This is a genomic window from Prevotella ihumii (assembly GCF_900155655.1).
Classification (GTDB): domain Bacteria; phylum Bacteroidota; class Bacteroidia; order Bacteroidales; family Bacteroidaceae; genus Prevotella; species Prevotella ihumii.
Genome location: NZ_LT706987.1, coordinates 1,293,059 through 1,317,879, shown reverse-complemented (window position 1 = coordinate 1,317,879; position 24,821 = coordinate 1,293,059). Strand labels below are relative to the sequence as shown.

The 24,821-nt window shown below is 44.4% G+C and carries 22 protein-coding genes and 2 pseudogenes; 17 read left to right on the top strand and 7 right to left on the bottom strand.

What is annotated here, in order from left to right; translation table 11 throughout:
• Positions 1-2 precede the first annotated feature (2 nt).
• The 6 genes from CZ367_RS06170 (at position 3) to CZ367_RS06140 (ending at position 8,623) form a co-directional block, all read left to right on the top strand.
• Positions 3-1,649, top strand: a complete 1,647-nt coding sequence (locus tag CZ367_RS06170; protein WP_144005944.1) for a fimbrillin family protein — start codon at positions 3-5, stop codon at positions 1,647-1,649.
• A gap of 231 nt (positions 1,650-1,880) precedes the next feature.
• The gene (locus CZ367_RS06165; RefSeq protein WP_077196070.1) at positions 1,881-2,102 is read left to right on the top strand and encodes a hypothetical protein; all 222 of its coding nucleotides are present in this window, start codon (positions 1,881-1,883) and stop codon (positions 2,100-2,102) included.
• Positions 2,099-4,621 carry a hypothetical protein gene (locus tag CZ367_RS06160; RefSeq protein ID WP_077196069.1) on the top strand — a complete coding sequence of 841 codons (2,523 nt, stop codon included), beginning with the start codon at positions 2,099-2,101 and terminating at the stop codon, positions 4,619-4,621. Before CZ367_RS06165 ends, CZ367_RS06160 begins: the two co-directional genes overlap by 4 nt.
• A 292-nt stretch (positions 4,622-4,913) precedes the next feature.
• On the top strand, positions 4,914-5,387 hold the full coding sequence (locus CZ367_RS06150) for a Dps family protein (RefSeq protein ID WP_077196067.1): 474 nt from the start codon (positions 4,914-4,916) through the stop codon (positions 5,385-5,387).
• Positions 5,388-6,029: 642 nt separating this feature from the next.
• Positions 6,030-6,308 carry a hypothetical protein gene (locus CZ367_RS15840; protein ID WP_077196066.1) on the top strand — a complete coding sequence of 93 codons (279 nt, stop codon included), beginning with the start codon at positions 6,030-6,032 and terminating at the stop codon, positions 6,306-6,308.
• 80 nt (positions 6,309-6,388) lie between these two features.
• Positions 6,389-8,623: a hypothetical protein gene (locus CZ367_RS06140; protein WP_077196065.1), complete on the top strand. Its 2,235-nt coding sequence runs from the start codon at positions 6,389-6,391 to the stop codon at positions 8,621-8,623.
• A gap of 137 nt (positions 8,624-8,760) precedes the next feature.
• Here CZ367_RS06140 and CZ367_RS06135 read toward each other — a convergent pair.
• Positions 8,761-9,471: pseudogene (locus CZ367_RS06135) on the bottom strand (relaxase/mobilization nuclease domain-containing protein); the annotation flags it as partial.
• Positions 9,455-9,886, bottom strand: a complete 432-nt coding sequence (locus CZ367_RS06130; RefSeq protein ID WP_077196064.1) for a plasmid mobilization protein — start codon at positions 9,884-9,886, stop codon at positions 9,455-9,457. The gene CZ367_RS06130 and the pseudogene CZ367_RS06135, both read right to left, overlap by 17 nt.
• 921 nt (positions 9,887-10,807) lie before the next feature.
• On the opposite strand from CZ367_RS06130, the gene CZ367_RS06125 reads away from it, so the two are divergent.
• The 3 genes from CZ367_RS06125 to CZ367_RS06120 all read left to right on the top strand — a co-directional run bounded on the left by CZ367_RS06125 (position 10,808) and on the right by CZ367_RS06120 (position 11,975).
• On the top strand, positions 10,808-11,257 hold the full coding sequence (locus CZ367_RS06125) for an HU family DNA-binding protein (protein WP_077196063.1): 450 nt from the start codon (positions 10,808-10,810) through the stop codon (positions 11,255-11,257).
• A 141-nt stretch (positions 11,258-11,398) separates the two neighbouring features.
• Entirely contained in the window at positions 11,399-11,575 is a 177-nt protein-coding gene (locus CZ367_RS15835) for a hypothetical protein (RefSeq protein ID WP_202613115.1), read from the top strand.
• 34 nt (positions 11,576-11,609) lie between these two features.
• Positions 11,610-11,975 (top strand): hypothetical protein, encoded by a 366-nt coding sequence (locus CZ367_RS06120; RefSeq protein WP_077196062.1) that lies wholly within the window; start codon positions 11,610-11,612, stop codon positions 11,973-11,975.
• Between the two features lie 133 nt (positions 11,976-12,108).
• Here the strand turns inward: CZ367_RS06120 and CZ367_RS06115 are convergent.
• Together CZ367_RS06115 and CZ367_RS15360 are read right to left on the bottom strand one after the other, a co-directional pair.
• Positions 12,109-13,383, bottom strand: a pseudogene (locus tag CZ367_RS06115) (VapE domain-containing protein).
• A gap of 374 nt (positions 13,384-13,757) precedes the next feature.
• Positions 13,758-13,925, bottom strand: coding sequence for a hypothetical protein (locus CZ367_RS15360; protein ID WP_154669294.1), 168 nt, complete (start codon positions 13,923-13,925; stop codon positions 13,758-13,760).
• An 88-nt stretch (positions 13,926-14,013) separates the two neighbouring features.
• Here CZ367_RS15360 and CZ367_RS06110 point away from each other — a divergent pair, with 88 nt between their 5' ends.
• The 3 genes from CZ367_RS06110 (at position 14,014) to CZ367_RS06100 (ending at position 15,470) form a co-directional block, all read left to right on the top strand.
• Complete coding sequence (locus CZ367_RS06110) at positions 14,014-14,295, top strand: helix-turn-helix domain-containing protein (protein WP_077197380.1); 282 nt, start codon at positions 14,014-14,016, stop codon at positions 14,293-14,295.
• A gap of 7 nt (positions 14,296-14,302) precedes the next feature.
• Positions 14,303-14,593 (top strand): helix-turn-helix domain-containing protein, encoded by a 291-nt coding sequence (locus tag CZ367_RS06105; RefSeq protein ID WP_077196061.1) that lies wholly within the window; start codon positions 14,303-14,305, stop codon positions 14,591-14,593.
• A gap of 127 nt (positions 14,594-14,720) precedes the next feature.
• Positions 14,721-15,470 carry a ThiF family adenylyltransferase gene (locus CZ367_RS06100; RefSeq protein WP_077196060.1) on the top strand — a complete coding sequence of 250 codons (750 nt, stop codon included), beginning with the start codon at positions 14,721-14,723 and terminating at the stop codon, positions 15,468-15,470.
• A gap of 10 nt (positions 15,471-15,480) precedes the next feature.
• On the opposite strand, the gene CZ367_RS06095 is transcribed toward CZ367_RS06100, so the two are convergent.
• The 3 genes from CZ367_RS06095 to tnpB form a co-directional block, all read right to left on the bottom strand.
• Positions 15,481-16,236: a helix-turn-helix domain-containing protein gene (locus CZ367_RS06095; RefSeq protein WP_077196059.1), complete on the bottom strand. Its 756-nt coding sequence runs from the start codon at positions 16,234-16,236 to the stop codon at positions 15,481-15,483.
• 340 nt (positions 16,237-16,576) lie between these two features.
• Positions 16,577-18,172, bottom strand: a complete 1,596-nt coding sequence (gene tnpC / locus CZ367_RS06090; RefSeq protein WP_237581561.1) for an IS66 family transposase — start codon at positions 18,170-18,172, stop codon at positions 16,577-16,579.
• 84 nt (positions 18,173-18,256) lie between these two features.
• Positions 18,257-18,601 carry an IS66 family insertion sequence element accessory protein TnpB gene (tnpB, locus tag CZ367_RS06085; RefSeq protein WP_077195909.1) on the bottom strand — a complete coding sequence of 115 codons (345 nt, stop codon included), beginning with the start codon at positions 18,599-18,601 and terminating at the stop codon, positions 18,257-18,259.
• 54 nt (positions 18,602-18,655) lie between these two features.
• On the opposite strand from tnpB, the gene CZ367_RS16215 reads away from it, so the two are divergent.
• The 5 genes from CZ367_RS16215 to CZ367_RS06065 all read left to right on the top strand — a co-directional run bounded on the left by CZ367_RS16215 (position 18,656) and on the right by CZ367_RS06065 (position 24,784).
• A complete protein-coding gene (locus CZ367_RS16215) occupies positions 18,656-19,231 on the top strand; it encodes a hypothetical protein (RefSeq protein WP_237581559.1) in 576 nt (191 codons plus the stop codon).
• A gap of 183 nt (positions 19,232-19,414) precedes the next feature.
• On the top strand, positions 19,415-19,591 hold the full coding sequence (locus CZ367_RS15355) for a hypothetical protein (protein WP_154669293.1): 177 nt from the start codon (positions 19,415-19,417) through the stop codon (positions 19,589-19,591).
• A 208-nt stretch (positions 19,592-19,799) separates the two neighbouring features.
• Positions 19,800-22,070 (top strand): outer membrane beta-barrel protein, encoded by a 2,271-nt coding sequence (locus CZ367_RS06075; protein WP_237581557.1) that lies wholly within the window; start codon positions 19,800-19,802, stop codon positions 22,068-22,070.
• A 24-nt stretch (positions 22,071-22,094) separates the two neighbouring features.
• Positions 22,095-24,287: a peptidase domain-containing ABC transporter gene (locus CZ367_RS06070; RefSeq protein WP_077196055.1), complete on the top strand. Its 2,193-nt coding sequence runs from the start codon at positions 22,095-22,097 to the stop codon at positions 24,285-24,287.
• Between the two features lie 17 nt (positions 24,288-24,304).
• Entirely contained in the window at positions 24,305-24,784 is a 480-nt protein-coding gene (locus CZ367_RS06065) for an HlyD family secretion protein (RefSeq protein WP_077196054.1), read from the top strand.
• Positions 24,785-24,821 lie beyond the last annotated feature (37 nt).

Genomic DNA, 24,821 nt, shown 5'->3' with positions numbered 1-24,821 from the left:
AAATGATGAAACGTATAGAAAAATCATTAGTAAAATTCACACACATACCTTTTCTCCTCATAGGGATGATGGCATGTCTGACCATGTCTTGCTCGCAGGATATGGAGAGCAATATAGAGAAGAAAACAACCCTCGGTGGTGAGGTGTCGCTCAATTTCAGCGCAAACGAGCATGGCACGCATGGCACACGTGGCACGATGTACGATGCCATAAAGTTCATACCCAACGATGACCAGTTCGGTGTGCAGGGCTATACTACCGATGAGGGATTTGAGAAAATGGGTAACGATCCAAACTTCATCGACAATGGACATACTACCAAGAGCGGAAAGGTGGTGGCAAAAAATGCTGCTGTATGGAGTAACGCAAAGAAGTATGTACAGATGGTGGGTACATACCCATTCCTTGAGGGCGACAACTCTATCGTAAAAACGGGAAAGGACACCTACAAGGTAACTTTTACGCCCGAAACAGATGTGCGCAAGGAGAAGGACTTGATGTTAGGTAAGAGCGACATTAAGGTAGAACTTGTTGATGGCGACCGTGCCCCAGTGAATATTAAGTTGCATCATGCGCTTACCGCCGTAAACTTCACGCTTGGCGACAAGCGCACTACGGGACTAAAAATCGTAGGCATCAAGCTGAGCGGCGTGGCTGGTAAGAGTGAATGCAAAGCCAACTTGGCAACCAACACCTTTGATTGGAATGTTATAGAGCAAGAAAAGGACTATTTCTTGAAGGTGGACGGTGCTGGCATAAGGACTACTGTGCAAAACATGACGCAAGTCACAGGAATTAAAGATAGCGATGGTAAGTACGACAACTTCTCATTCCTCATGGTACCACAGAAGCTTGGTCCTAACGCCAAGGCGATCATTTATTTGGAGACAGACACCAAGCCCAACGAGGAGGACGACGTTGAAAAATACTATCCGGGTATAACAGATACCAGAAAGAAAAGAAAAATCGTTACCCTTAACCTTGCTGGCAAGGAGTGGAAAGTCAACCAGCCAGTCAACTACATCATAGAGGACAATCTGTACAATGACGATGCCAAAGCCATATATCGTTTCGGAGCAGGCTCATTCGAAACAAGATATGTATCAAATGACATAAGGGTTAGTAGTATAGGTTATTATAAAAAAGGTGCAGATGGTAAGTTGAGTAAGGTCGGCTCTAAAAATAGAAACGATGAAGGTGTGCAAAAATATTACAAAATAACGAAAGGTACGCCTGGTGTTTTTGAGGTGAAAGGGTTCTTTAGCTATGCCACTGGCATTTATTACTGGGATGTTAAGAAACTGATAGACATCTTTCCAGCAAAACAAACATGGGAAATTACTAAATATGAATGGACATGCGATGACAAAACCACTGGAAGTGCAACTACCAAGCCAAGCTGGCTGATGTATGACTTCAAAGAGAAAATTGACCCTCGTAGATCTTCAGGAGACTTCACTTTTACGATTGACCCCCAAACATGTCCAAAAAAGATGGTCACGGTTGATATGACGTTTCAACAAGCTGGGAACGACAAAGAGTTTAAGGTGACATTAGCTTTTTTACTTCCATTCCCATATACTGACGTTGATGTCAAATTTATACCTGAGGATAATCTAAGGAACTTAAAACTAAAAAGCGAGAAATAAATTTCATCATTCGACGAGGAGGAGTGCATGGGTACTCTGAAAGGTGTCAATGCCTCCTCCCACTTTTTTATAAGTGCCAAACCACAACATCGGTTGCTGTACAGAAGAAATACAATAGCTTTACTCGCGAAGCTCACTGTCGACATGTACGAAACTCACCGACGACACTCACGAAAGTGACACACAAACAGACAACATATTTTATACACAGAATATTATTATTACAAAAAAATGGGAAAAGAAAAACAAGTAAAAAAGCCCTATCTCGCACCCAAATGCGAGGTAATCCAAATGGAAGCCCACAATTTGTTGACTATCTCTGGCTCAATGGGAGGATTTGAAGATGGCGGATCTCTAAGTAAGGAAAACTGGTTCGACGAAGAAGCAGCCTTTCCAAAGGATTTCGACATGGGTACAGGCAACACACAAACAGGAAAGGAGGAACAGCTATGACACCATTCACATTCATCATCAAGCGCAAGGCATACGCTCTTGCAGCACTCGTAGTCCTGACGTGCGCTGGGCTCGCATCGTGTGCAGACGACAACCTCGTGAACAACAACGGCGGCGGCGAGAAGGTCAATCCAGCCGATGCGAAACTCGCCACCACCACCGTAACTTTCTCTGCCGGTGCAGGCATGCAACTGCCTAACATCACACGCGCCATGGACCCCAATGCGCCAGCCACACGCGCCGTATCGGTAAACCGCTATATGCCGCTTGCCGAAGGCTCCGACCTCACGGCGAGAATCTTCGTGGTAAAGGCAGACGAGAATTCCACAAAGATGATTAACGGTAAGAAAGCCATGGACCCCGAAAAGGTCATCATGGGAGCAGGCGAGGTGAAATGGGACAATATACAGCAAATCGCCAGCGGAGGGGTCAGCCTTCGCTCCAACGATGATTTGCTCACGCTCACATGGCTCAACAACAGCGTACCTATCAAGCCTGGAGAGAATTGGTACATCTGCGGAATCATCGGAGGAGAGTACGATGAGTATTTCAAAAAAATGTCAGAAGATAACAAGAATGACGCTGCAAAAAGACTGCTTGCCAAACAACTCTACAACTTCTACGTCAAGTTCAACCCCTCTAAAGACCACAACACACGCGACGAGAATGGCAAACTCCGTGTAACGGCAGCTTTCAGCACGGGCTGGACAAAACTGGAGGTAAAGCAAACAAACGTGATAAACCTGCGCAGCTGGGCGTTCAAGGCGCTGGGCACACTTCTTCGTTTCAGGGTAAAGCGCGACACGGAGCTGGTCAAGCCAGAGGCGCACAAGTACACCTTTGCCAGCTCGCAGCTTACAGCCAACGGAGGGTTCATGATGATGCCGCTGAGCATGTTCACCGTAGGGGACAGGCTTAACTTGGAGCATCGAATGGGACTAGACTGCGAGATACGCCCATGGGAGCAGAACATAGACCGTAACTTCTATTGGCAATATGAGACGGAAAGACGCTTGCACTTTAACAACGTCACAGACGAGAAGCCCAGCGAGGAGGATGACACCGAATACGGCACCCCCATCTACGAGTATCGCTACACCTACGATGCTGAAAAGATGCGTGGCTCTAAAGCTGACAACGACTACGATGAGTTCTACGTTTGGGGCATGCCTATCCCACTGCCCAACTACAACGGTACAACGCAACTCACAGCCGAGAGAGGCAGCTTTATGCTCGGGCAAAAGCAGCCTAATAACGCAAAATACCCCTACGCCGACGAGTGGCTCTACGCCAAGAAAGTGGATCCAGAAACCAACTCCAACGAGTACAAGCTCATCGACTTCGCCCAGAAGGGTGGCAAGGGCTTCACCGCCGAGGTAGGCGTGTGCCGCCCCCGATTCAGCACAGTGGAGAAAGGTGGCAAGCTCAAATACGCATGGCCCAATCCGCTGGAGCGACTCGCCGTCACCAATAGCAAGACCAACGAGAAAGGATGGCACGACACGAATACCCAACACAGCAATGAGAGGAACGACGGAAATGTTTCCAACTGGTCGATCAAGAAGGCTGATTTCAAGTATAATTTCGTAGTGGGCTCAAAAAAGTGTCTGCCCGACAACTACCATGTTCCTAACTCGGAAGAATGGGGATGCGTTCTTCCGAACATCCTTAAGACAATATACAACAAAGAACTTGTATCAGATCTCCTGGGCTGGAACTACATCACGCCGGGAGCCAGACCGTGGTTCGAGATGTACAATCCCGCTGAAGACGATATGCGCCCCATAATAACTGGAGGAGAGACTCACAATAGCAATAAAGCCTCTATACAAGAAGAATTGCACTGGGCAGATTACCCTGCTTTCTACTCCTACCACATGCAAGACAGAAGCAAACTTGAGGCATTCGCCATCCGCTTTGACGGCTCGCACAAGGAAGCAAAGTATAAGGGTGAGCAATACACGCTGGGGCAGAGATACCGCTGCGCCTACCGCTGGCGACTGGTCAACGTAGGTGGCTCTCCAGAGAGCAACGATGATACGAATTGTATGCGCCTTGTTGTGCAGAGCCGATGGATAGGCAATGCCAACGTCACCCTAAGAGACCTCACGGACGAGAAATGGTGGGGAGAAAGCTCGCCCAAAAACCCACTCTTCCAGACCGACTGCTATCGAGTGCTGCCATGTGCTGGATACCCATTCACAGGGAGAGGGATTGCGAATTGGACTTGGTACATCAACTATTGGTCAAGAACGAGGTGGAAAGCTGTCTCTGGAGAAGACAGCTATAACTCGAACAATACTTTCTGCTTCCGTCGTTTCAATAAGGACGGTTTCGACCGTGGACACAACGACGTTTTTAAATACTACCTGCCCGTCCGCCTGATCGTCAGCAGAGATGTGGACGAGTTCGGAGATGAAGCACCACGCAGAAAACAGCACGACAAGGACGAAACGTTGCTCATCAGCCGAAAGGCAGACAAGAACGTAACCAACTGGACTTGGACACCGAAGTACTGATAGCCCTCCTCCTTTTTCGAGGATAACCACAGGCACAGGGACACACCACTAACAGGTGTGTCCCTGCTTTCATTATGCGACCCCACGGTCATCATTTTTGATGATTATAAAGAATTTTATTGTCCAAAATGATAGTTTCTCTTGTTTTTTTTGTATTTTTGCAATGTCTTTAGAGGGTTTGGTTACCTTGGTGGCAACTACAAGCCACCCAAGCCAACGCACAAGACAACGTCTCGCATCGCCATTGGCGACAGGGGACACAACATATTAAATAATTTAAAATAAAAGCAAAATGAAAAATTTGGAAGTATTAGGATTAGAAGAGAAGAAGATAAGTGGTGTGATTAACGGTCTTAACCAGCTTTTGGCAGACCTCCACGTGTACTATATGAACCTGCGTGGCTTGCACTGGAACATCAAGGGCAAGGCTTTCTTCCAGTTGCATGCAGAGTTTGAGAACCAGTACAACGACGTGGCTGGCAAGATAGACGAAGTGGCAGAACGCCTGTTGCAACTCGACAGCAAGCCAGAGAACCGCTTCAGCGAACTGCTCAAAAACGCCACCCTTAAGGAGGTGAACGACATCGACAGCGAAACCGAGGCAATGCAGCTTATTCTCGACACCATGAAAGTATTCATTGCCAGCGAGCGCGCCATCATCGCCGCAGCCAGCGAAGCCGACGACGAGGTGACAGTAGCCATGATGGACGATTTCCTCGTAGGACAAGAAAAAGCCGTGTGGATGGTGAACGCCTACTTGGCATAACCCCCTCTTTCATTTTCAAGGATAACCGCTGGCAGGGACACACCACAAACAGGTGTGTCCCTGCTTTCATTATGCGTCCCCCTCGGTCATCATTTTTGATGATTGTCAAACGTTTGCACGATATTTTTTCATTATTTTTCTTGAAATTGCTTGGAGTTTTGAGAAAAATAACTACATTTGCGCACTGCCTTCTAAAATAAAACTACATTACTCTCAAATTGAACAATCACGGAGCAAAACGAAGGCTATAACTAATTCCACGGTATATGAATAAATATCCGACAAACAGCCGCTGCTGCCTGCCAGCACATTCTTCCGCCTCTGCAATAGAGTGCGAAAAAATGCTGTATGTCATATATTTATTAACATCTTTTATTACCCCCCCCCGATTATTTAACACTTTTTATTGAGTATCGGTATAGTGCGCTCTGCTCGTCTTCTCTCTTCGCAAGAAAAGACGTAGTAGGAGTGTCGCCTTTTCCGTGAGCATCGTAGACTTTGCGTGCCATAGTCTTTCGGCACACCACACCACTGACAAAAGGTAAAGTTACAACCCTGCAAATGGTGGCAGCGTAGTAACAATACGACAGTGTAGAGACTAAGAAAATAAAAGAACTATTTAACCGAAAAGCATATACGTTTATGGAAGAAAAGACCGAAAAGATTACTAAATATAACGACAAACTTTTTACAATAAATAAAGAAATAGACGAAGATATTCCCGAAGCTCCAGTAAGGCAGAAGAAACCCTACGTTGCTCCCAAGTGCGAGGTGATAAAACTGGAGGGAGGGGACATCCTGAACGGCTGGATAATACAGGCTTCCATACAGGAACCTCCCGATGGTGGAGAAATATTGGATGCCAAGAGCTTTGAATTCTCTGAGGAAGACATCAATATGAACGCCAGCTGGAACGACTGACACCCACGCCGCTCTACAGGGCAACCCACACTAATAAGAAGAGAAGAAAAGTAAAAGTAAAAAGAGAAAAACAAGCATTTATGCAAAAAATGATATCACACCTACGCAAGGTTGTCATGCTCTGCGCTTCGCTCGCACTTATGGCTCTCACGTTTGGATCGTGTGCCAACGACATTGAAGAAATACAGCCCGGCACCGAGCAGACGCAAACCAAATACCCCACCACAACCCTACGCATGTACATCAGCACCCCCGATATGGACGGCGGGACACAGAAAATTGTAAAAGAACTGGCAAGCAACGCCAAGACTCGTGGAGCCCTCACCCGTAGCATCGTGCTTGACGCTTTCGGCAAGGTGGAAGCCGACCAAGACTTCACCGCCACCTGCTACATCATCAACGAGCGCACACAGCAGCTCGGCAAGTTCACCTACAAATGGAAGACCAAGCGCAGCAAGAACAACTACCTTCTGCTCAAAGACCCCAACGGCGAGGGCAAACCGCACACCTTCCACGTACAGTGGGTGCATGGCGCACCTGTAACCACGCTCTCGGGCGCAGGCTGGAAAGTGTGTGCCGTCGCTGGCGGAACGGACAAGGAGGTGGCAGGAGGTATCAATGGAAAGATGCGCCACAGCGTGAACTTCCAGCCACAGATGATAAAAGATGACAGCCCAAATACTCCGCAGGGCAGCAACACGAGGATGGCTGACAACAATGAGCCACTGGCTTTTGTGTCAGAGCGCAAGGACATTATCGTGTCAGGAGGCGTGCCGGTTGCTCGATTCAGTTTCAAAATGCCCGGCACACTCGTCAAAATAAAGGTGAAACGCGACGACAACGTGTCTAAGTCGAACGACTACTACCTTAAAACCAACGCTCTTCACCCAATGGGCGTGTTCTGCCCTATAGGAGCCGACGGCAGGCTCAAGGCTGGAGACATCAGCACATGGTGGGAAAGCACCTGTCCGGTCACTGTCCGCAACTTCAACAACAACGACAACTACATACTCCACCTCAACGGCAAAGCCGACGAGGCTATACACCTCACCGAGGGCGGAGCCAAGTACGATGTATGGTACATGTGGGGTATGCCCACCGACAAGGCAGGCGCAGAGACCATGATGGGCTCATGGACGGGTGGTTACATCCTCAAACAAGCCAAGAGCCCCAAAGCACAAGGTCCCTTCATCAGCAAGCACAACTTCAAGGACGATGGCGGCAAGCTTCGCACCCTCACTGCCAACGTACACGACTCCGAGCCATACCCGGCATTCAACTTCCTCAATTTCCTCTCCCGTGCAGCCAAGCACAACATCGCCGCCCCCAAGAAATGGTGGGACAACGACTTAGTTATCCCAGGTGACAAGTGGCCCGACGCCTCGCCCGATTGGCGTAAGAGAAATGGCGAAGTGTGGTACGAATGGAGTGAGGCAATGCAGCACTGGCTCGTAATGCCAGAGGAGAATGTGTGGCACACCCCCTCGCTCACCGAGCTCACCACGCTTTTCCCATTCCCTGCCGCCAACGGCGATTGGGATCAAAGTAAAGACATTGAGCTTACGGGACGCAATAAGACATTCAATGACAAAGACAAGCTGTGGCAGGAGTGGATGACGCTCTATGCTGACCTTGAGGACTCGAATGGATTTATGTATATACGCGACCTCTTCCCCGGCAACGGAGGTGACCTTGCCGCAGAACAGATGAAATACCTCAATTTGCAGGGCTTTTGGAGCAACTTCTACACCACTGAAGACGGCAAGAAAATCTATGGCATACGCTTCTTCCGCTCTACAAAATACGGCGACAGGCTCTGTTGCGCCTATAAGTGGGAGACCAAGAACTGGCCCGATTGCGAATGGACCAACGAGAACCAACTCATCGTAACCAGCCGTTGGATAGGCAATGCCCCACTAAAGCTCTCCGACATCATAAGCGACGCATGGTGGAACGGCGAGGACAGCAAGTACAACGTGCAAGTGAAACTGCCATTACAAGGCGAAGAAACCAAAGGACTACTACTGAAACGACACAACTGGCACAACGGAATGATGCTGCTTGCAGCCAACACCTACCAAGCAGGTGGAAGCGGAAATACAGGTCATTTCGGACGACTTTTCTCCAACTGGAAAGGTGGAACTATCCAACGTAAGAACAACATCAGGAAAGGCTTCATCCACCCATTCACCAACCGACAGATGTGTACCGAGCGTGGCAAATGGGGAGACGAATATTTCGAAGAAGGAAGTGGCAAGGGAACTGGCAAGCAGTGGAACCTACCTAAAACAGGATGGCATGCAAATCCGAGATAACAACTATAACAAAGTACTTTTTTCTTTTCACAGTAAAAAGAAAGAGGTTGGAATGCGCTGTGAAGCGCATTCCAATTGCCATTTTTATTTAGTTAAACCCTTAAAACAGTTCAATTATGGCTAACAGACCCTTAGNACTCTCTGCCTACTTCCGATGCCTTGAACGCATATTCTCCGTATGAGAACTTCAAGCCATAGACCTTGCTCTGCTTGTTCTTCATACGATCTATGGTTACTCCGTGCTTGTTCAACTCATAGAGGAACATGGAATGTCCTGTGATACCTGTACTTTTGTACTTTTCAAGTAGGGTATAGCATATTCTTTGTAGTTCTCTCTTTGTTTCCTCTCTTGTGGGATTGGCTTTTGCTTTCTGATGTTTCCTTTTGATTTTGACTTCCTCTGCAATGGTTAAGCCTTTCTCCCTGCTGATTTCCTCCGCCACCCTTGCAGCCTTGTTGCTTACAAAGGTGGTTTCATAAACTTCTCCGTATAGGCTGATGCGGTTGGCGATAATGTGGATATGCCTGTTGTCTGTATCCTTGTGCGTTACTGCCACCCACTGATGGTTGTCAAGTCCCATTTTCTTGGCAAACAGATGGGCTATTTGGGCAAGTTCAGAAACTGATAGTTTCTTCTCGTCCTGTGGTGCAATACCGATTTCGATGCGCAGGAATTTGTTTCTGCATCTGGTATTGTAATCGCTGACCAACTTCATTTCCTCGTAAATAGCTTTTGATTCTCTGCTACAAAGGTTATGGAAGGCAAGCCGATTACCCAGCTTACCCTCTCTGAAGATATAGTCCAATGCAGTGCTTCCGTGCGCTATCGCCTTACACTTTCCTATCATATCTCGGCAGATTTAAGACCTTATATATATCGTCATCAATGCGGAAGTGAGGGTCGAAAAAACGCTTAAATGCTTCCTTGGCACATATGGAAAGGTTCTTGGTTATCGGCACCCATGACTCGTCCTTTATCCTGATGAGGTTGGAAACCTGTGCGTAGTACATTCCCGTTCGGTGGAGTACGGCAATGGCTTCCTTTTCATTGTCGGTCATCTTGGGAACGGCAATCACTTCACCTCCCATTAGCATCTCACGGCAGTACTCGGAGAACTTCCGACCCGTACTCTCCGCCTTTGCCTTGATGCGCTGCTTCTCCTCCAAAGTACACCTTACCTTGATGAACTCCGTCTTGTTCATCTGTTTTTCTTCATTGTCCTTCTGCTGCCATTGGGTAGCTTTTCTTCTGTATTTCTTCATATAAGTTTCTCTGAAAGTTAATCATTATGGATGATTCGTTGCTGCTTAATTTCTGAATGATGACCGATGAGAACGGAGTGATTACGGTCTAATCTCCCCGACTGTTTGGCGAGGGGAGCAAGCGCAGTTTGTGGGTACAAACTGACGTCTTGCTGGTATCAGCTAACGAAACGTTGACGCACAAGGCGTTTTGCTGCCGAAAAGTGAATGCCGTGCATTCCGTTCCTGAAAGCATTCATATCCCCCAACTGCAAACGTTTGCGCGATATTTTTTCATTATTTTTCTTGAAATTGCTTGGAGTTTTGAGAAAAATGACTACATTTGCGCACTGCCTTCTAAAATAAAACTACATTACTCTCAAATTGAACAATCACGGAGCAAAACGAAGGCAATACTAATTCTACGGTATATGAATAAATATCCGACAAACAGCCGCTGCTGCCTGCTAGCACATTCTTCCGCCTCTGCAATAGAGTGCGAAAAAATGCTGTATGTCATATATTTGTTAACATCTGTTATTACCCCCCCCCGATTATTTAACACTTTTTATTAAGCATTGGTATAGTACACTCTGCTCGTCTTCTATCTTCGCAAGAAAAGACGTAGTAGGAGTGTCACCTTTTCCGTGAGCATCGTAGACTTTGCGTGCCATAGTCTTTCGGCACACCACACCACTGACAAAAGGTAAAGTTACAACCCTGCAAATGGTGGCAGCGTAGTAACAATACGACAGTGTAGAGACTAAGAAAACGAAGGATGAAATCCAACCTACCTAAAACAGGATGTCATGCAAATCCGAGATAACAACTATAACAAAATACTTTTTTCTTTTCCCTGTAAAAAGAAACAGGTTGGAATGCGCTGTGAAGTGCATTCCAATTGCCATTTTTATTTAGTTAAACCCTTAAAATAGTTCAATTATGGCTAACAGACCCTTAACATACGTTCTCTCAGAACGTAAGGCAACATTAGGAAAACTGGCAGGCAAGACCGTCATTCAAGCCGTGCCAACAGGTAGAAAACGAATAGACCACCGCTCGTTCTGCGAAGAAGTGGGACGAGCCACCACCTTCACAGGGGCAGAGGTAGAAGCAGTGCTGCGACTCGCCGCCGAAATAGCAAAACGACACGTAGAGAACGGCGACAGCGTAGACTTTGGCGACATAGGCACACTCACCCCCACCTTTAGCAGCAGCCTCGTGGAAAAAGGCAAGGAAGAGTTTAACCCAACAAAGCACATTTCCAAACCAGCCGTACGGCTGCAACCCTCACGCCGATACTTCACCCTCTCGGGCGTAAGCTACGAGCGAACAGAGAAAACTGCACGAGCAAAAAACAAGCAGAACACCCCAGAGGACAACCACCCATAACCCCGACTTGCGTACATGTCGTCATGTACAACGCTACATGTCGACGTGTACAACGCTACCCCACGACATGTACAACGCTGACCCGCAACACTACACGAGTTTTTAAGCAATTAGTATTAACAACATAAAAAATTAAGAATTATGAAAGAAGTAATCAACATCCAAGAGACAACGAGAGAAAAGAAACAGTACGTTCGTCCACAAATCACGATGATACCCATGCAGGCAGAGTGTGCGCTGCTGGCTGCAAGCCCTGGGGGAGATATTAAAGTTGATGACCCCAAAATTGTGCCAGGAGCTGGTGATGGCGATGACTAAACATTATTTATTATCCTACATAAAATTTGTAAGTATGAAACATTTATTCAAACTATACACTGCTTTTGCAGTGGCAGCCATATTGGCACTGTCTGCCACCTCGTGCGTGGACGACACATTCATAAGCAGTAAGCAAAAGCTGAATACCACCACGCTGGGTGAGGAGGCTTCCACCTCCATTGCCGTGGATTTGAACGCCAGTGTACAGGCTCCGAATATCGTACAAGAGGGCAGCGGCACGCGAGCCATTGCCCTCGACAAGCAAAATTTGCCTATCCTGCACGGTTCTGAACTAAAAGCACGCATCTTCATCGTGCGTGCTGGCAATGATGATAAAGTGGTGGTGAACGGCAAGGAGGTAATTTGGGAGGCAAAGACGGTGGCGATTTGGATAGTTTAATAACTGATTGAGATTAACCGAGCATACAACATTAATAGCAATGAAAACTTTCTTTACACCAAGAACGGATAAGATGAAAAAGTGATTGACATTCAGGTATGAGTTGTAGTAAACAACTATACTACATACGCTACTACATCAAACTACTACAGCTATTTACCAGTGGGCAGGGGTGGATTTTCCTAATCTTATACACATAGACAGGACTACAACCCTCACGCCTCTTGCTTACCTTTTCAAAGCCAGCTCTTTTGAGTGCTTCGCCCATACGTTTGAGTGTCAAAGGTTGATGCGTATAAACACCTAAATAAGCGAGTATTTCGGTAGTGGTCATGTAAGCACAATGAGGATTGTCCTCTGTTGGCTTTTCAAAACAGCGTAATAGTAGTTACATTTCTGCGGTCTGTACTTGGAAGTCCTCACTCTCCTTGTAGAGTTCCGTGATTTCTTCATCGTTAAACCAATATCGAAAGCCTGCGTTTAACAAGGCTTTCGCTTCGGTATAGACGGCATCCATAGAAATTTCCTTTGCTCGTTCAATGTCGATGGCAAGTACCTCAAAGGGCAGGAAACGTCTGCTTCCTGTCGGGTCGGTCAAGAAATCATTGCCGTTTACCGATGCCACGAAACTCGCCAAGTGCGAGTGTTCCTCCACATACTTGTCGTAAGGCATACGGTATTTAACCATAGGACAGGTAATAAGGTTCTTGAGTTCATTCTCATCACGCTTGTTGAGGGCTTTGAGCTGGTCGTCGATGTTTACGATGAGGTTCTGCCCGATATAGGTAAGCGTGTCCTTCTCCTGCGGATATATCTTACCTGTGTAGCTGTAACCTTTAAGCGCAGGCGGACAAAGCAAATCAAGAAAGGTGGTCTTGAACTTACCTTGTTCTCCTGTCAGTACAAGGCAGGTATGATTACGGCATTCACGGTTGTCCATAGCGTTGGCAACCACTGCAACAAGCCATTTGGTAAGGTACGGCAGCCACTTCTCGGAGTTACGGACGGTAACGCACGATGCAAGATTGGCTATTGTGCTTTGGTTTACCTCTATCTTGTGCAGCACTTCTGAAGCATCAACCTCTGGCAAAGCCTTGAAGTAGTCCTGTATGGGATTGATGCGTGGCGAAAAGCTGCTTTCGATGATGGAATAGAGATTGTCAGTGGAAGTGATAATACCTTCCTCGCTATCAAGTTCCCTGCGAAAGGTATTGATGTCATAACGGCTGACCTTGCTATACGCATTGGCATACTTGGGAGAAAACTCTGTTCTGCCAAGTACGGTGTTAAACCTGAAGTCATAATGGGTGGAGAGGTAGCTTTCTATCTCCTTGTTTTTGGAAGTTTGCCTACTCTGCTTCGGCTTATCTTCTGTGCGTATATTGCTATTGTCTGCGCATTTCTTCATAATCATCCTAAAATGGTTTCTGAAAGTGAAGTTAAGGAGGATAATTCTGATAGCCAAGCATTCTCGGTGTGCTTGCATAATGTTGCATAGACTTGCTATAAAATTCCTTGTAGGAAATCATCAAACATCTTAGTTTTTAGTGGATTAAATGGAGAAATCAAAGGATAAAAGGAAATGATACAAATACCAATAATTGATTGGCTTTGTAACAAACCACATTCAAATGCGGTATTCTGCACATTTGGGTAGTGAACTATAAGTAAAGGAATAACAAAGAACGGATAAGGCGAAAATAACTACCTATTTAAACAAAAAGCAATCCACAAAAAGATGTAAGCAAAAATTAAGAGCTTATCTCTATGTTCTCAGAAATCTTAGAACAAGGCAGAATACTTATGCCAAATGGTAGGTTGTATCTCTATATCTATTGACAGTGAAAGAAGAATAGTGGGCGTATTAGCGTTGATAACGACAAGGAATAAGGAAGGGAATTTCATCGTATTTCCTTTGTTTTCCCTGCTGTTCCTTAGTGCTTTGAGCATAAGGAAACTATCCCTACTTTTGCATCGTGCTGGGGCGCAGAACGCTGCAACACAAGAAAACAGTAACAACAAACAAAACAATAGAAGTATGGGGTATTTAATAATTACAGACCAGAACTGGCAGAAACTAAGGGACGAGATATTAGGTCTTGCCGACTGCTGCCACAAGGCATTTGGAGAGAAGTGTAAGCACACTGATTGGCTGCACAATGGTGATGTGTGCAGGTTGCTTAACATCAGCAAGCGCACCTTGCAGCACTACCGTGATATGGGCGTGCTACCATTCGCACAAATCGGACACAAGTGTTATTATAAACGTGAGGATGTGGAAAGGCTGCTCCTTACAAAAACTGACAAACCTAAAAAATAAACAAGTTATGGAAACGGCAAGAGATTTGACTTTTGGCTCGGACGAGATGCAGGTGGTGCTTACCGCACTGCACGATGTGGGTAGGAGAATAAGGGAAGTGGCAGAGACGCACAAGCCATTGTTTGGCGGTGAGCATTTCCTCACAGGTAAGGAGGTGTGCGAACGATTATATATCAGTCCTCGAACATTGCAAGATTATAGAGATAAGGGGATTATACCTTATACGCAGTTTGCGGGGAAGATACTATACAAGGCTTCGAATTTGGAAAGGCTGTTAGAGGAAAATTATAGCGCATAACAATTTTAGCGTACCTCTATTTGTTATAAAATCTAAAAAAGCATCTGTTTCATCTTCTTTTTACACTTTTGTGTAATGTATTTCTTGATATACACTTCTAATTTTGCAAAAAAATAAATTATCAGTTATGGAAGAAAGATACAGTAGAAACAGGCTCTATGTGAGCGAAAGAGAACAAAGCATCATCAAGGATTATAAGATATTCCTTGGTGGTGCAGGTATAGGCAGTATCGTGGCTGAATGTGCTTTGCGATTTGGTTTTGAACATATTACCATTGTTGACGGTGATAAGGTTGAGGAAAGCAACCTGAACAGGCAAAACTATACGGAGAAAGATATTGGCAGATATAAGGCGGAGTGTTTGGCAGAGCGTTTGCAAAGTATCAATCCTGATGCGCAGATAGATTACCATACAGAGTTCCTTAACCCTGATAACATCGAAGAGATGCTGAATGGGCATAATGTAGCCATCAATGCATTGGACTTTAAGGACGATACGCCTTTTGTCTTTGATAGGATTTGCAAAGAAAGAAAAATTCCCGTACTGCACCCATACAACTTTGGTTGGGCTGGCTTTGTTACGATTGTAGACCCATTGGGGCATTCCTTATCTGAACTGACTGAAGAGTCAAATGGATTTGAATTAAAGGTGGCTGAATATGTAACCGGACATGGGGCTTTTTGGAATCAACCTAAAGAGTGGTTAGACAAAATTGTAACCCAATATAAAAAGGAAAGCGAAATGCTGCCACCTCCACAATTGTCCATAGCCTCGTGGATTACCGCAGGCTTGTGTACAACGGCAATGTACAATCTTGCTACAGGAAAACCTGTAAACTATTTTCCTAAATTCTATCTCTCTTCGCTTTTGCCGTAAGATATTATTTTCAGAAAAGTTTGTTTAAGGTAGCCCTTGAAATAGCTTCTGTTATATTCGCCACGCCCAACCTCTCAAAGGCGTGGCGTTTATATGTTTTAATAGAATCTAAAGAACGATACATTCTCTCGGCTATTTCATTCATAGTAAATCCAGCTGCTGATAATCTAAGTACCTCAAGTTCCTCTTCTTTTAGGACAACTCCCTCACACTCTTTCCATCTATGTCCTTCAAAAGAATATTTCCAATATTTGCTTAATCCACTTTTGTGGAACTCTACATATCCCGCTGTTTTATGTGAAGAAAGTGATACAACACACATACCAATCCATATTTTACCTTCATCGGTCAACAATATTGGGGTAAGTTGATGATTTATTAGTGTCCTCTTTGTTCCACTATTCAAATGAAAGTGATATGACATAGAGCATTTATACTTATCAACTATATCGAAAGTATCAAAAAACTTAAAACCACTGTTATTAAGTTCAACAAGCATTTTTTGTTCGTTCTCCGGTACATGCTCCAAGTAAAAACTGTACCCTAATTCCTTCACCTCCTTTGCCGTATGCCCACAAAGAAACAAAGGATTGTCCGACACATAAAGAAATTCCTGCCTGTAATAGTCTATCAAGTAAACACTCTGATAGGTGACACGAGCAAAAGCCTCTATGGTTTGCACCAACGTAGAGAGTATATTGGAATCATAGTCAGGTGCGTTGCGCACGGTGTTCGATGCTATAAAGAAATCTTTTATGTCTGTCATATATGCTAAACGTGCTAAGGTTCGCTGATATATTTTACTGCAAAAGTACATTTTTAATGCGGAATACCGTAAAAAGATTACACAAAAGTGTAAAAAACGAAGAGAGAAATGCCAAATTACACAAAAGTGTAATAGATGATATTTGCATAGGAGGTATTTTTGCCGTATAAATCAAGAAACAAAAAGCATTATGGAAAAACAGATTGCAACATTTAAGGACTACGATATTTTCATGGCAGACAAAACGAGTCTGTTGGAAATAGCGTAAGCATCCAATATTAGCCGCCTTTCACACCAACAAATAACCCTTATATGTCTGGCAGCATATAAGGGTTATTTGTTATTTGAAGTTTGAAGGTAGCATTTTCGTGAGTTCCTCCTCCGTCATGTCGAGCAGGGGCTTTGAAAGGATTTCCTTCATCCATTTGTATGGCTCTATGTCTGCCTCCCTGCAACACGCCATAAAGGTATAGAAGATGGCGTTGTTCTCCGCTCCCTCATTGTTACCACAGAACAGGTAGTTCTTTCTTCCAAGCGTGATGGGTCTGATGGCCTGTTCCATAAGGTTGTTGTCTATGTTGAAGCGTCCGTCCTGCACATACCTGCCAATGCGTATCCATACGGCGAAGGCATAACGCAGTGCCTTCTCCATAGCTTCGCCTGGGGTGTACTGTTTGTGTACATCCAACATATAGGTCTCCAAATACTTAAGAATGGGATAAGCTTTAGCCTTTCGTTCTGTCTCCACTTCCTCGGGTGGTGCTTTCTTGTGTTTGAGGTTTTCCTCCAACTCATAAAGCGTGGCTATCGTTTCGATGATATGGGCGGCGTTCTTATCGTCAGCCGCCAGATGTTCGAACTTACGTCTCACGTGTGCCATACATCCTAACAGCACGATGCCCTGTACGTTCTCAAACCTGCTGTAGACCTCATATCCATCAGACTGTATGGCACCCTGGTAGCCCTTGAACAGCTCATCTGCCACAGCGCCCGACCGCGACCCGTCCTTCCAATGGAAGAACACACCCTGGGAGTGTATGGCGTCACGCACGCCCCACAGGTATCCCTTGCGCGTCTTTCCCTTGCGGTCGGCAACCTGTACGCTGGTCTCGTCAACCTGAAGGTAAGGACTTTGCAGGATCTGTCTTACTTGAAGTTTGTAAAGTGGATAAAGTGCATCGGCGACATCGTGAACCCAGCTGTTGACGGTTGAGGTGGGGAGGTTCACGCCCAGTTCCTTCCATCTTTCACATTGCCTATACTCGGGCTGGTGATAGGCGAATTTGGCGGTGATGATTTCGGCGAGCAGGGAAGCGTCGGCAAAACAATCCACCGCTTGCTTTTTCAAGGGGGCTTCCAGGATGTCGACCTTCGCATCCGTTGGCCGGGCTTCCTTCAGGCGGCAGATGACACGATCTTCTACCCTGACATAAAAGGATGAGGGACGCAGACACAGATGCTCACTTCTGTCATGTCCGATGATGACCATGCGCTCAGCGTCATAACCCTCTGGATATATCTCCGTCACCTGTCGCTCTATATTCTCGGGAACATAGGAGGCGTAGGCCCTACCCTTTCTGGAAGGACGGCTCACACGGCGTGATGACCTGCGTTGTCCGGCCTGCTGTTTTATCTCCTTGATGATGGGAAGGGCTTCTACCCGAGCCAAGGAACCCTCTTTGGGCCACTGCTCGTCAAAAAGCGTACCCGCCCAGCCGCTTGCACTCTCAGGCAGGCGTTTCTCGCTGCGCCTGCCAAATACCATGCGCTCAAGTTCAAGAATACGACGGGACTTTCGTTCCAGCTCAGCATCCTTAATCTTAAGCTCAGCATCCTTGTTCTTGAGTTGAGTATCCTTGTTCTTAAGCTCAGCATCCCTTTGCTCAAGAAGTTTAACAACAGCTTCCCGAGTGAGAGAATGGTAGTCAGATGTCATTGTGCAATAAGGCATATCCATCACATTATCAGTTCTTTATACGATGTAAAGTTACGAAAAATATCTGACACTGACAAGAAAATACTAAGATTTATTGTATCTTTTTCTTCGGTAGCAATTAGGATTTATACCTTCAATATAGAGTACCAATTCGTCCCAGCGAAGTTCATAAAATCCAGTTCTCGCCCGTATGATTTTAGGACTCAGGCAACCCTGTGCCATCTGTTTATGATACACGACAAAACCACAGCGTTCCCAGTGCAGCAATTTAATTCGGTTACGGGCTCGATTGTAGAAAACGTAGACAACACCATCAGAAGGATTGAAGTCATTGCTGCGTACCAATTGGGACAGGCGAAGAATACCCTGACGCATATCCACAGGAGTGCAACAAACCCGAAAAACATTTGTTTCGTTGAGTACAAACATAAGTTTTTCGGGCAAAGGTAGTAAAGCAAAAATGTTACACAAAGGCGGCTAATATTGGATGCTTACGAAATAGCACAGTTTGTGGTCAGGGAGAATTACTCTCATCACTTATCTTCATTTACAGAGAAAGAAGTAAATGAAGACATCAAATCAGTGTTTGAGGAAGAGGAATATTTGTATGACAACAAATCTCATATCTATATTGCAAGGGATGCCTTTGGGAATATAGTTGGCTGCATCAGGAGTTTTCATTGGGATAAACACAAGATTCTTCCTATCGAAAAAATATATGGGATAAACCCACTAAATGCTATTCATCAGGAAAGTAAATATAGTTTTTGGCATATCGGACGCTTTGCCGTTGCAAAGGATTCGGGAATATCTACATTGACATTGTTCAAGCGATTAATGGCATTGGCAGTAAAGCCGATAGTTGAGGACAAGTACAGCTATATGATTGCAGAGATTGACAGCAAACTACTGAAAGTAATGAAGGTTTTAGGATTTGGCACTCGCCAAATCGGAAAATCCATCGATTACCTGACATCAGAAACCGTCCCCGTATGTTCCAGTAAAAGAGGTATCAATGGCTTCTTTTCCAAATATGGTGAACTTTGCAAGGCTGCATGATTACACTTTTGTGTAATATTTCAGACAACAAATTCAGAATTACACAAAAGTGTAACGATATAATTTGGAGATATAAATATATTTGCAACAGAAATAATCAAGTCGACAAGATTATAAAACAGACCTAACTGCCAAAAGGAGCAATGCCTGAAGCTATAAGATGGCAATTAAAAATTAAAAAGAATGAGACAATCTTTTTTTGAAGAGCTCAATAAAAAGGAGCTTGAGTTAGTTAAAGCTGGAGAAGCAAGTGTTAATGCTACAATTCAAGAGTTAGCAGCTTCAGGTCATGGATTTGTGATATTTGGAAAAGTCCTAAGTGGAACGCATATAGAGGGGAAACCTTACTTAGTGATCTAAAAGATTGCAAGGATTGTAGATTAAATCAGCACTGTATTATGAAAAATTGTCGACTCAGACCAGTTTTCGAAGGGCAAACCTTTTATGATGCAGTTTCTTATTGTGAGGGCAAAACTAGATTAATGAATAAAGCAAACAATTTAAGAATAATCTCTTTAAAATGAAAAATCTAATTATAACTATATTAGCTTTTGTCACTTTACAAACAATGGCGCAGGAACTTACAGGAAAAATCGTGGATGAAAATCAACGACCTGTTTCATTTGCAAATATTGTGGTGCTTTCTGGTAAAGATTCCACATTACTAGGTGGTACGGTGAGCAATGTTAACGGAGCTTTTAAACTTGAAAAACTAGAAAAAGGCTGCATTCTCAGAGTATCGTATGTGAGTTACAAAACTAGCTATACTAACTATATTGGGCAAGAAAACATCATCCTAACCCTCGAAGCCGACTCTAAAATGTTGCAAGAGGTGGTAGTGAAATGTACCCTTCCCAAAACCATACTAAAGGGCGAAGGTATGACGACAAACATAGCTGGCACCCTTCTTGAGAAGACAAGTTCGGTTTATCACACACTCAATCTTATACCAATGGTTTCGGTACAGAACGAAAGTATCACGATTTTAGGTCGAGGCACTCCACTAATATATATCAATGGGCGACCCATGCAGAGTGCAGTTGAGTTACAAACACTAAAGCCCGAAGAAATAAAAAAGGTAGAAGTTATTAGCAATCCTGGTGCAAAATATCCAGCATCTACTACCTGTGTATTGAAGATTACTACTCGTCGTAACCGCTATCACGGATTCGGCATTAGTAATCAGCTCACCTCACAACTTAACGAAAAGCATCAAACGACATGGATTGATGTGTTGGGATTCAATAAGCAATCCACCCATTGGGATTTCAATGCTTATCTTTATGGCAATATCAGCAAACGCCCTGACGATAAACAAATGCGCCAACACACTCTTGCAGGCGACTCGTGGCTACAAACTACTGATTTTGTTCAGACTTATGAAAATGTGAATCCCTATGGCAAACTATCGGCAAGCTACTTGGTGAACGACAGCAATTCTATTGGAGCCAGCGTCTACTACGATTGTTATGCACGCAATAATGGTGATGGAACAAGCGATGTAACTACTCTGCAGAATGGAAACTTGGACGAGAATACCTTTAGTGAATACCATTCGCCTGCTCAGTCAAAAAAACTTGGCAGCAACATTTATTATTATGGGAAAGTGGGGCAACTCGGCATCGATTTCAATACTGACTACATTTGGTATGTTAAAAAAGAAAAAATGAACACGCACGAGTCGTATATGGGAGCAGATGCTATTCAGCACACCGAAGATGTAAATACGCATCGAAAAACATACAACTGGCTGATTGCATCAAAATTGGTTCTCTCATATCCAATATGGAATGGAAACTTGTCGTGGGGTGTAGAAGCAAGCAAGACAAACCGAAAAGAACACTATTCAGTACTTCCTGAAAACAAAATAAACAATGTAAACAACCACATTAACGAGCTTATGCAAGCCATGATGCTCGATTATACCCGACAGTTTGGAACTCTTTCTGTCCAGGCAGGCTTACGTTATGAACATCTCAACTTTAAGTTCTACGATCACGATATACTGCAAGATGAGGTCAGCAAGAAATATAATGACATATTTCCCTCCTTTGCTTTGTCAATGCCTGTGGGAAAAACACAGATGCAATTGTCGTATGGTGTAGATGTAAGCCGTCCTGACTACAGCAATTTACGCTCTGGTGTGCAATACGACAATCGCTTTACCTACGAAGGGGGCAATCCGCTTTTGCGTCCTACGCTTTACAAAGACTTAAGTTATACATTGTCATGGAAATGGATAACATTTACTTCCATGGTGCAACATATCATGAACGAAATAGTTTATCTGTCATCACCCTACAAAAATGACCCACGCACTTTAATTTTGTCTCCTGTCAATATGCCAAGCTACAACAAGCTTTTATTGAATCTTTCACTACAACCTAAGATTGGCATCTATCAACTTTCATTTAACGCCTCACTCTTTAAGCAATGGTACAAGATGGAAATTAGCGATGGGCATAATCTTAATGCACCTATGGCTAATTTCAATATTACCAATACTTTCGATACTAAATGGGCTACGTTTTCTCTCGGTTTTCAAGCCAATACAGCAGGCGGTAACAGTAATATTTATACCCGTAAGGCAGGCTTTGCCTGCAACTTTTCGGCTTATAAGCGACTTCTCAAGGACAGACTAACCCTTTCTTTATATGCATACGACATCTTTGGCACCAATGACAGCAAGTTTACACTTTATTCTGGTCCTAAGACTTGGACAGAGTTCGACAATTACTCTTGCAGTTATGTGCAACTATCTGTGAAGTATCAATTCAACATACGCAACAGCAAATACAAAGGAACGGGGGCTGGACAAGCTCAAAAGAACAGAATGTAAAAATATCAATATAATAGTTATTTTATGAGATATCCAATAGTTCATCAATCTGATTCAATGCTATGTGGAATTGCTTGTTTGCAGATGATATGTAAATCCTTTGGAAAAGAACATTCGACAACCTACTTGGAAAAGTTATGTTTTGCAACAAATGAAGGTGTATCTTTATTAGGAATAGGTCATGCTGCGAATAAGATTGGATTATCTTCAAGAAGTATTAAAACAACAATAGAAGGATTAGTAAGAAATCATGGCTCATATATTCTCCACTGGAATCAAAACCACTTTGTGGTGCTATATAAGGTTAAGAAAGGCAAGATTTTCTACATAGCCGACCCAGGGAAAGGACTTGTAACATACAATATTGAAGAATTCAAGAAGCACTGGATTAGCACCCAATCGGGCGGTGAGGAAAAGGGCATCGCCATGTTTTTAGAACCTACACCTGCCTTTTATGAAAAGCAGACAGCCGATAAGCCAACAGAAGAGCGGTCGTTTAAGTTCCTCTTTGGCTATATCAAGCAATATCGCAAGTACTTCGGACAGATAGTCTTAGGCTTACTCGTGGGCAGTCTGCTGCAGCTTATCCTGCCTTTCCTCACGCAGTCTATTGTGGATGTGGGCATTAAAAACCAAAATATTGGTTTTATTTGGCTGATACTCTTGGGACAGCTGATGCTTACCATTAGCCGAACTGCCATTGACTTTATCCGCCGATGGCTGCTACTCCACATCTCGCTACGTATCAACATTTCATTGGTAAGCGACTTCTTCATCAAGCTTTTAAAGTTGCCCATGTCATTCTTCGATACGAAACTAATGGGCGACCTTATGCAGCGCATGGGAGACCACAGCCGTGTAAACTCGTTTCTGACACAGCAAACGCTCAGCATCGTGTTCTCGCTCTTCACCTTTAGCGTGTTCAGCATTGTGCTGCTATCCTATAATTGGCTTGTCTTTACAATCTTTATGCTCGGCAGTCTGATTTATGGCGGTTGGCTTGCGCTCTTCCTCAGGCGCAGAAAAGTACTTGACTACGAACTCTTTGAGCAACAAGCCATCAACAACAATAAAACCTACGAGTTTATCACCTCCATGCAGGAAATAAAACTGCAAGACTGTGAACAGCGCAGACGCTGGGAATGGGAGGACGTGCAGGCAGATTTATTCAACGTACAGATGAAATCGCTAAAGCTCCAACAAACGCAGGAGGCGGGCAGCATCTTCATCAACGAACTAAAGAACATTGTCATCACGGTAGTGGCAGCCACAGCCGTCATTCACGGACAGCTCACACTGGGTATGATGCTTGCCGTGCAGTATATCATTGGGCAACTCAACTCACCTGTCGAGCAGTTGATGAGTTTCTTCTATTCTGTGCAAGACGTGAGGATTAGTCTTGAACGTATAAACGAAATACATCGTATGAACGATGAGAACGGAAAGCAAGGATTAGAAACTTCAGTAACTGACGAAACTAAGGGTATAGACATGGAAAACATAAACTTTAAATACGACCCACACGCATTGAAAACGATCATTGACGATGTAAGCCTCACTATCCCCAAAGGTAAGGTAACTGCCATTGTGGGTGCTTCGGGCAGCGGAAAGACAACCCTTATTAAACTGATGTTGGGCTATTATCCCGTATTGGGAGGTCAAATAACTATTGGCGGAAGTGATGTGAATACACTCAACAAGAAATGGTGGCGCAGACAGTGTGGCGTGGTGATGCAAGACGGTGTAATATTCTCCGAGAGCATTGCAAGGAATATTGCCGTAGATGATGGTGAGATTGACAAGGAGCGATTGCAAAGGGCAGCGGAAATAGCTTGTATTCATGACTATGTAATGGGACTTCCCTTAAAATACAACACCAAGATAGGGCGCGATGGCGTCGGCTTGAGTCAAGGACAGAGGCAGCGCATCCTAATAGCAAGAGCCGTGTACAAGAACCCCGACTATATTTTCCTTGATGAAGCCACTAACTCGCTCGATGCCAATAACGAGCGCATGATTGTGGAGCATCTGGACGAGTTCTACAAAGGCAAGACAGTAGTTATCGTGGCACACCGACTAAGTACGGTGAAGAATGCCGACCAGATTGTGGTATTAGATAAAGGTAAAGTAGTGGAAACAGGCAACCACGAAACACTCACAGCAAAGAGAGGCGCATATTATAACCTCGTGAAGAATCAATTGGAATTGGGCAACTAACAGCAGGAAGGAATATTATGATAGACAATAAGATAGAACTTCGCAGCGAGAAGGTAAGACATATAATTGGCGAAATTCCATCAAAGATTGTGCGTTATGGTATCACAATTATTACTATTGTGATTTTGGGATTGTTAGCAGGTGCATATTTTATCCCTTATCCTGAGACCATCAGTGCAAAGGTACAAATGGCTAATGCCAATCAGGGTACGGTGTCAATTCCCTATAAATATGTAAATACGATAGAAAACGGAATGACGGTCAATATAGAGTTTGAGGGTTACAATGCCGAAACCTACGGAGTAGCTGGTAGCACAATAGTAGCCACATCACATACTCCCCACCATTTGGCAGAAGACAGTGTGTTCACGGCGCAAGTAAAGATAACGGATTGCAAGTATCAACTCATAGGCGGAATGACAGGTACAGCAACCATACTTGTCAGCAATGAAAGCGTACTACAAATGATTATCAGGCGAATAACAAACATAATATAGTTCTCTCTTAAATCACGTAAGTAGGATAAGGCGATGA

Excerpts from the sequence above, each read along its gene's own strand:
- CZ367_RS06170 (WP_144005944.1), top strand. The coding sequence starts at position 3 with ATGATGAAACGTATAGAAAAATCATTAGTAAAATTCACACACATACCT.
- CZ367_RS06065 (WP_077196054.1), top strand. The coding sequence starts at position 24,305 with ATGATAGACAATAAGATAGAACTTCGCAGCGAGAAGGTAAGACATATA.
- CZ367_RS06150 (WP_077196067.1), top strand. The coding sequence starts at position 4,914 with ATGAAAAATTTGGAAGTATTAGGATTAGAAGAGAAGAAGATAAGTGGT.
- CZ367_RS06105 (WP_077196061.1), top strand. The coding sequence starts at position 14,303 with ATGGAAACGGCAAGAGATTTGACTTTTGGCTCGGACGAGATGCAGGTG.
- CZ367_RS15355 (WP_154669293.1), top strand. The coding sequence starts at position 19,415 with ATGAGACAATCTTTTTTTGAAGAGCTCAATAAAAAGGAGCTTGAGTTA.
- CZ367_RS15360 (WP_154669294.1), bottom strand. The coding sequence starts at position 13,925 with ATGCTCAAAGCACTAAGGAACAGCAGGGAAAACAAAGGAAATACGATG.
- CZ367_RS06110 (WP_077197380.1), top strand. The coding sequence starts at position 14,014 with ATGGGGTATTTAATAATTACAGACCAGAACTGGCAGAAACTAAGGGAC.
- CZ367_RS06130 (WP_077196064.1), bottom strand. The coding sequence starts at position 9,886 with ATGAAGAAATACAGAAGAAAAGCTACCCAATGGCAGCAGAAGGACAAT.
- CZ367_RS06160 (WP_077196069.1), top strand. The coding sequence starts at position 2,099 with ATGACACCATTCACATTCATCATCAAGCGCAAGGCATACGCTCTTGCA.
- CZ367_RS15835 (WP_202613115.1), top strand. The coding sequence starts at position 11,399 with ATGAAAGAAGTAATCAACATCCAAGAGACAACGAGAGAAAAGAAACAG.
- CZ367_RS15840 (WP_077196066.1), top strand. The coding sequence starts at position 6,030 with ATGGAAGAAAAGACCGAAAAGATTACTAAATATAACGACAAACTTTTT.
- CZ367_RS06165 (WP_077196070.1), top strand. The coding sequence starts at position 1,881 with ATGGGAAAAGAAAAACAAGTAAAAAAGCCCTATCTCGCACCCAAATGC.
- CZ367_RS06140 (WP_077196065.1), top strand. The coding sequence starts at position 6,389 with ATGCAAAAAATGATATCACACCTACGCAAGGTTGTCATGCTCTGCGCT.
- CZ367_RS06095 (WP_077196059.1), bottom strand. The coding sequence starts at position 16,236 with ATGACAGACATAAAAGATTTCTTTATAGCATCGAACACCGTGCGCAAC.
- CZ367_RS06075 (WP_237581557.1), top strand. The coding sequence starts at position 19,800 with ATGGCGCAGGAACTTACAGGAAAAATCGTGGATGAAAATCAACGACCT.
- CZ367_RS06070 (WP_077196055.1), top strand. The coding sequence starts at position 22,095 with ATGAGATATCCAATAGTTCATCAATCTGATTCAATGCTATGTGGAATT.
- CZ367_RS06100 (WP_077196060.1), top strand. The coding sequence starts at position 14,721 with ATGGAAGAAAGATACAGTAGAAACAGGCTCTATGTGAGCGAAAGAGAA.
- tnpB (WP_077195909.1), bottom strand. The coding sequence starts at position 18,601 with ATGTTTGTACTCAACGAAACAAATGTTTTTCGGGTTTGTTGCACTCCT.
- tnpC (WP_237581561.1), bottom strand. The coding sequence starts at position 18,172 with ATGACATCTGACTACCATTCTCTCACTCGGGAAGCTGTTGTTAAACTT.
- CZ367_RS06125 (WP_077196063.1), top strand. The coding sequence starts at position 10,808 with ATGGCTAACAGACCCTTAACATACGTTCTCTCAGAACGTAAGGCAACA.
- CZ367_RS06120 (WP_077196062.1), top strand. The coding sequence starts at position 11,610 with ATGAAACATTTATTCAAACTATACACTGCTTTTGCAGTGGCAGCCATA.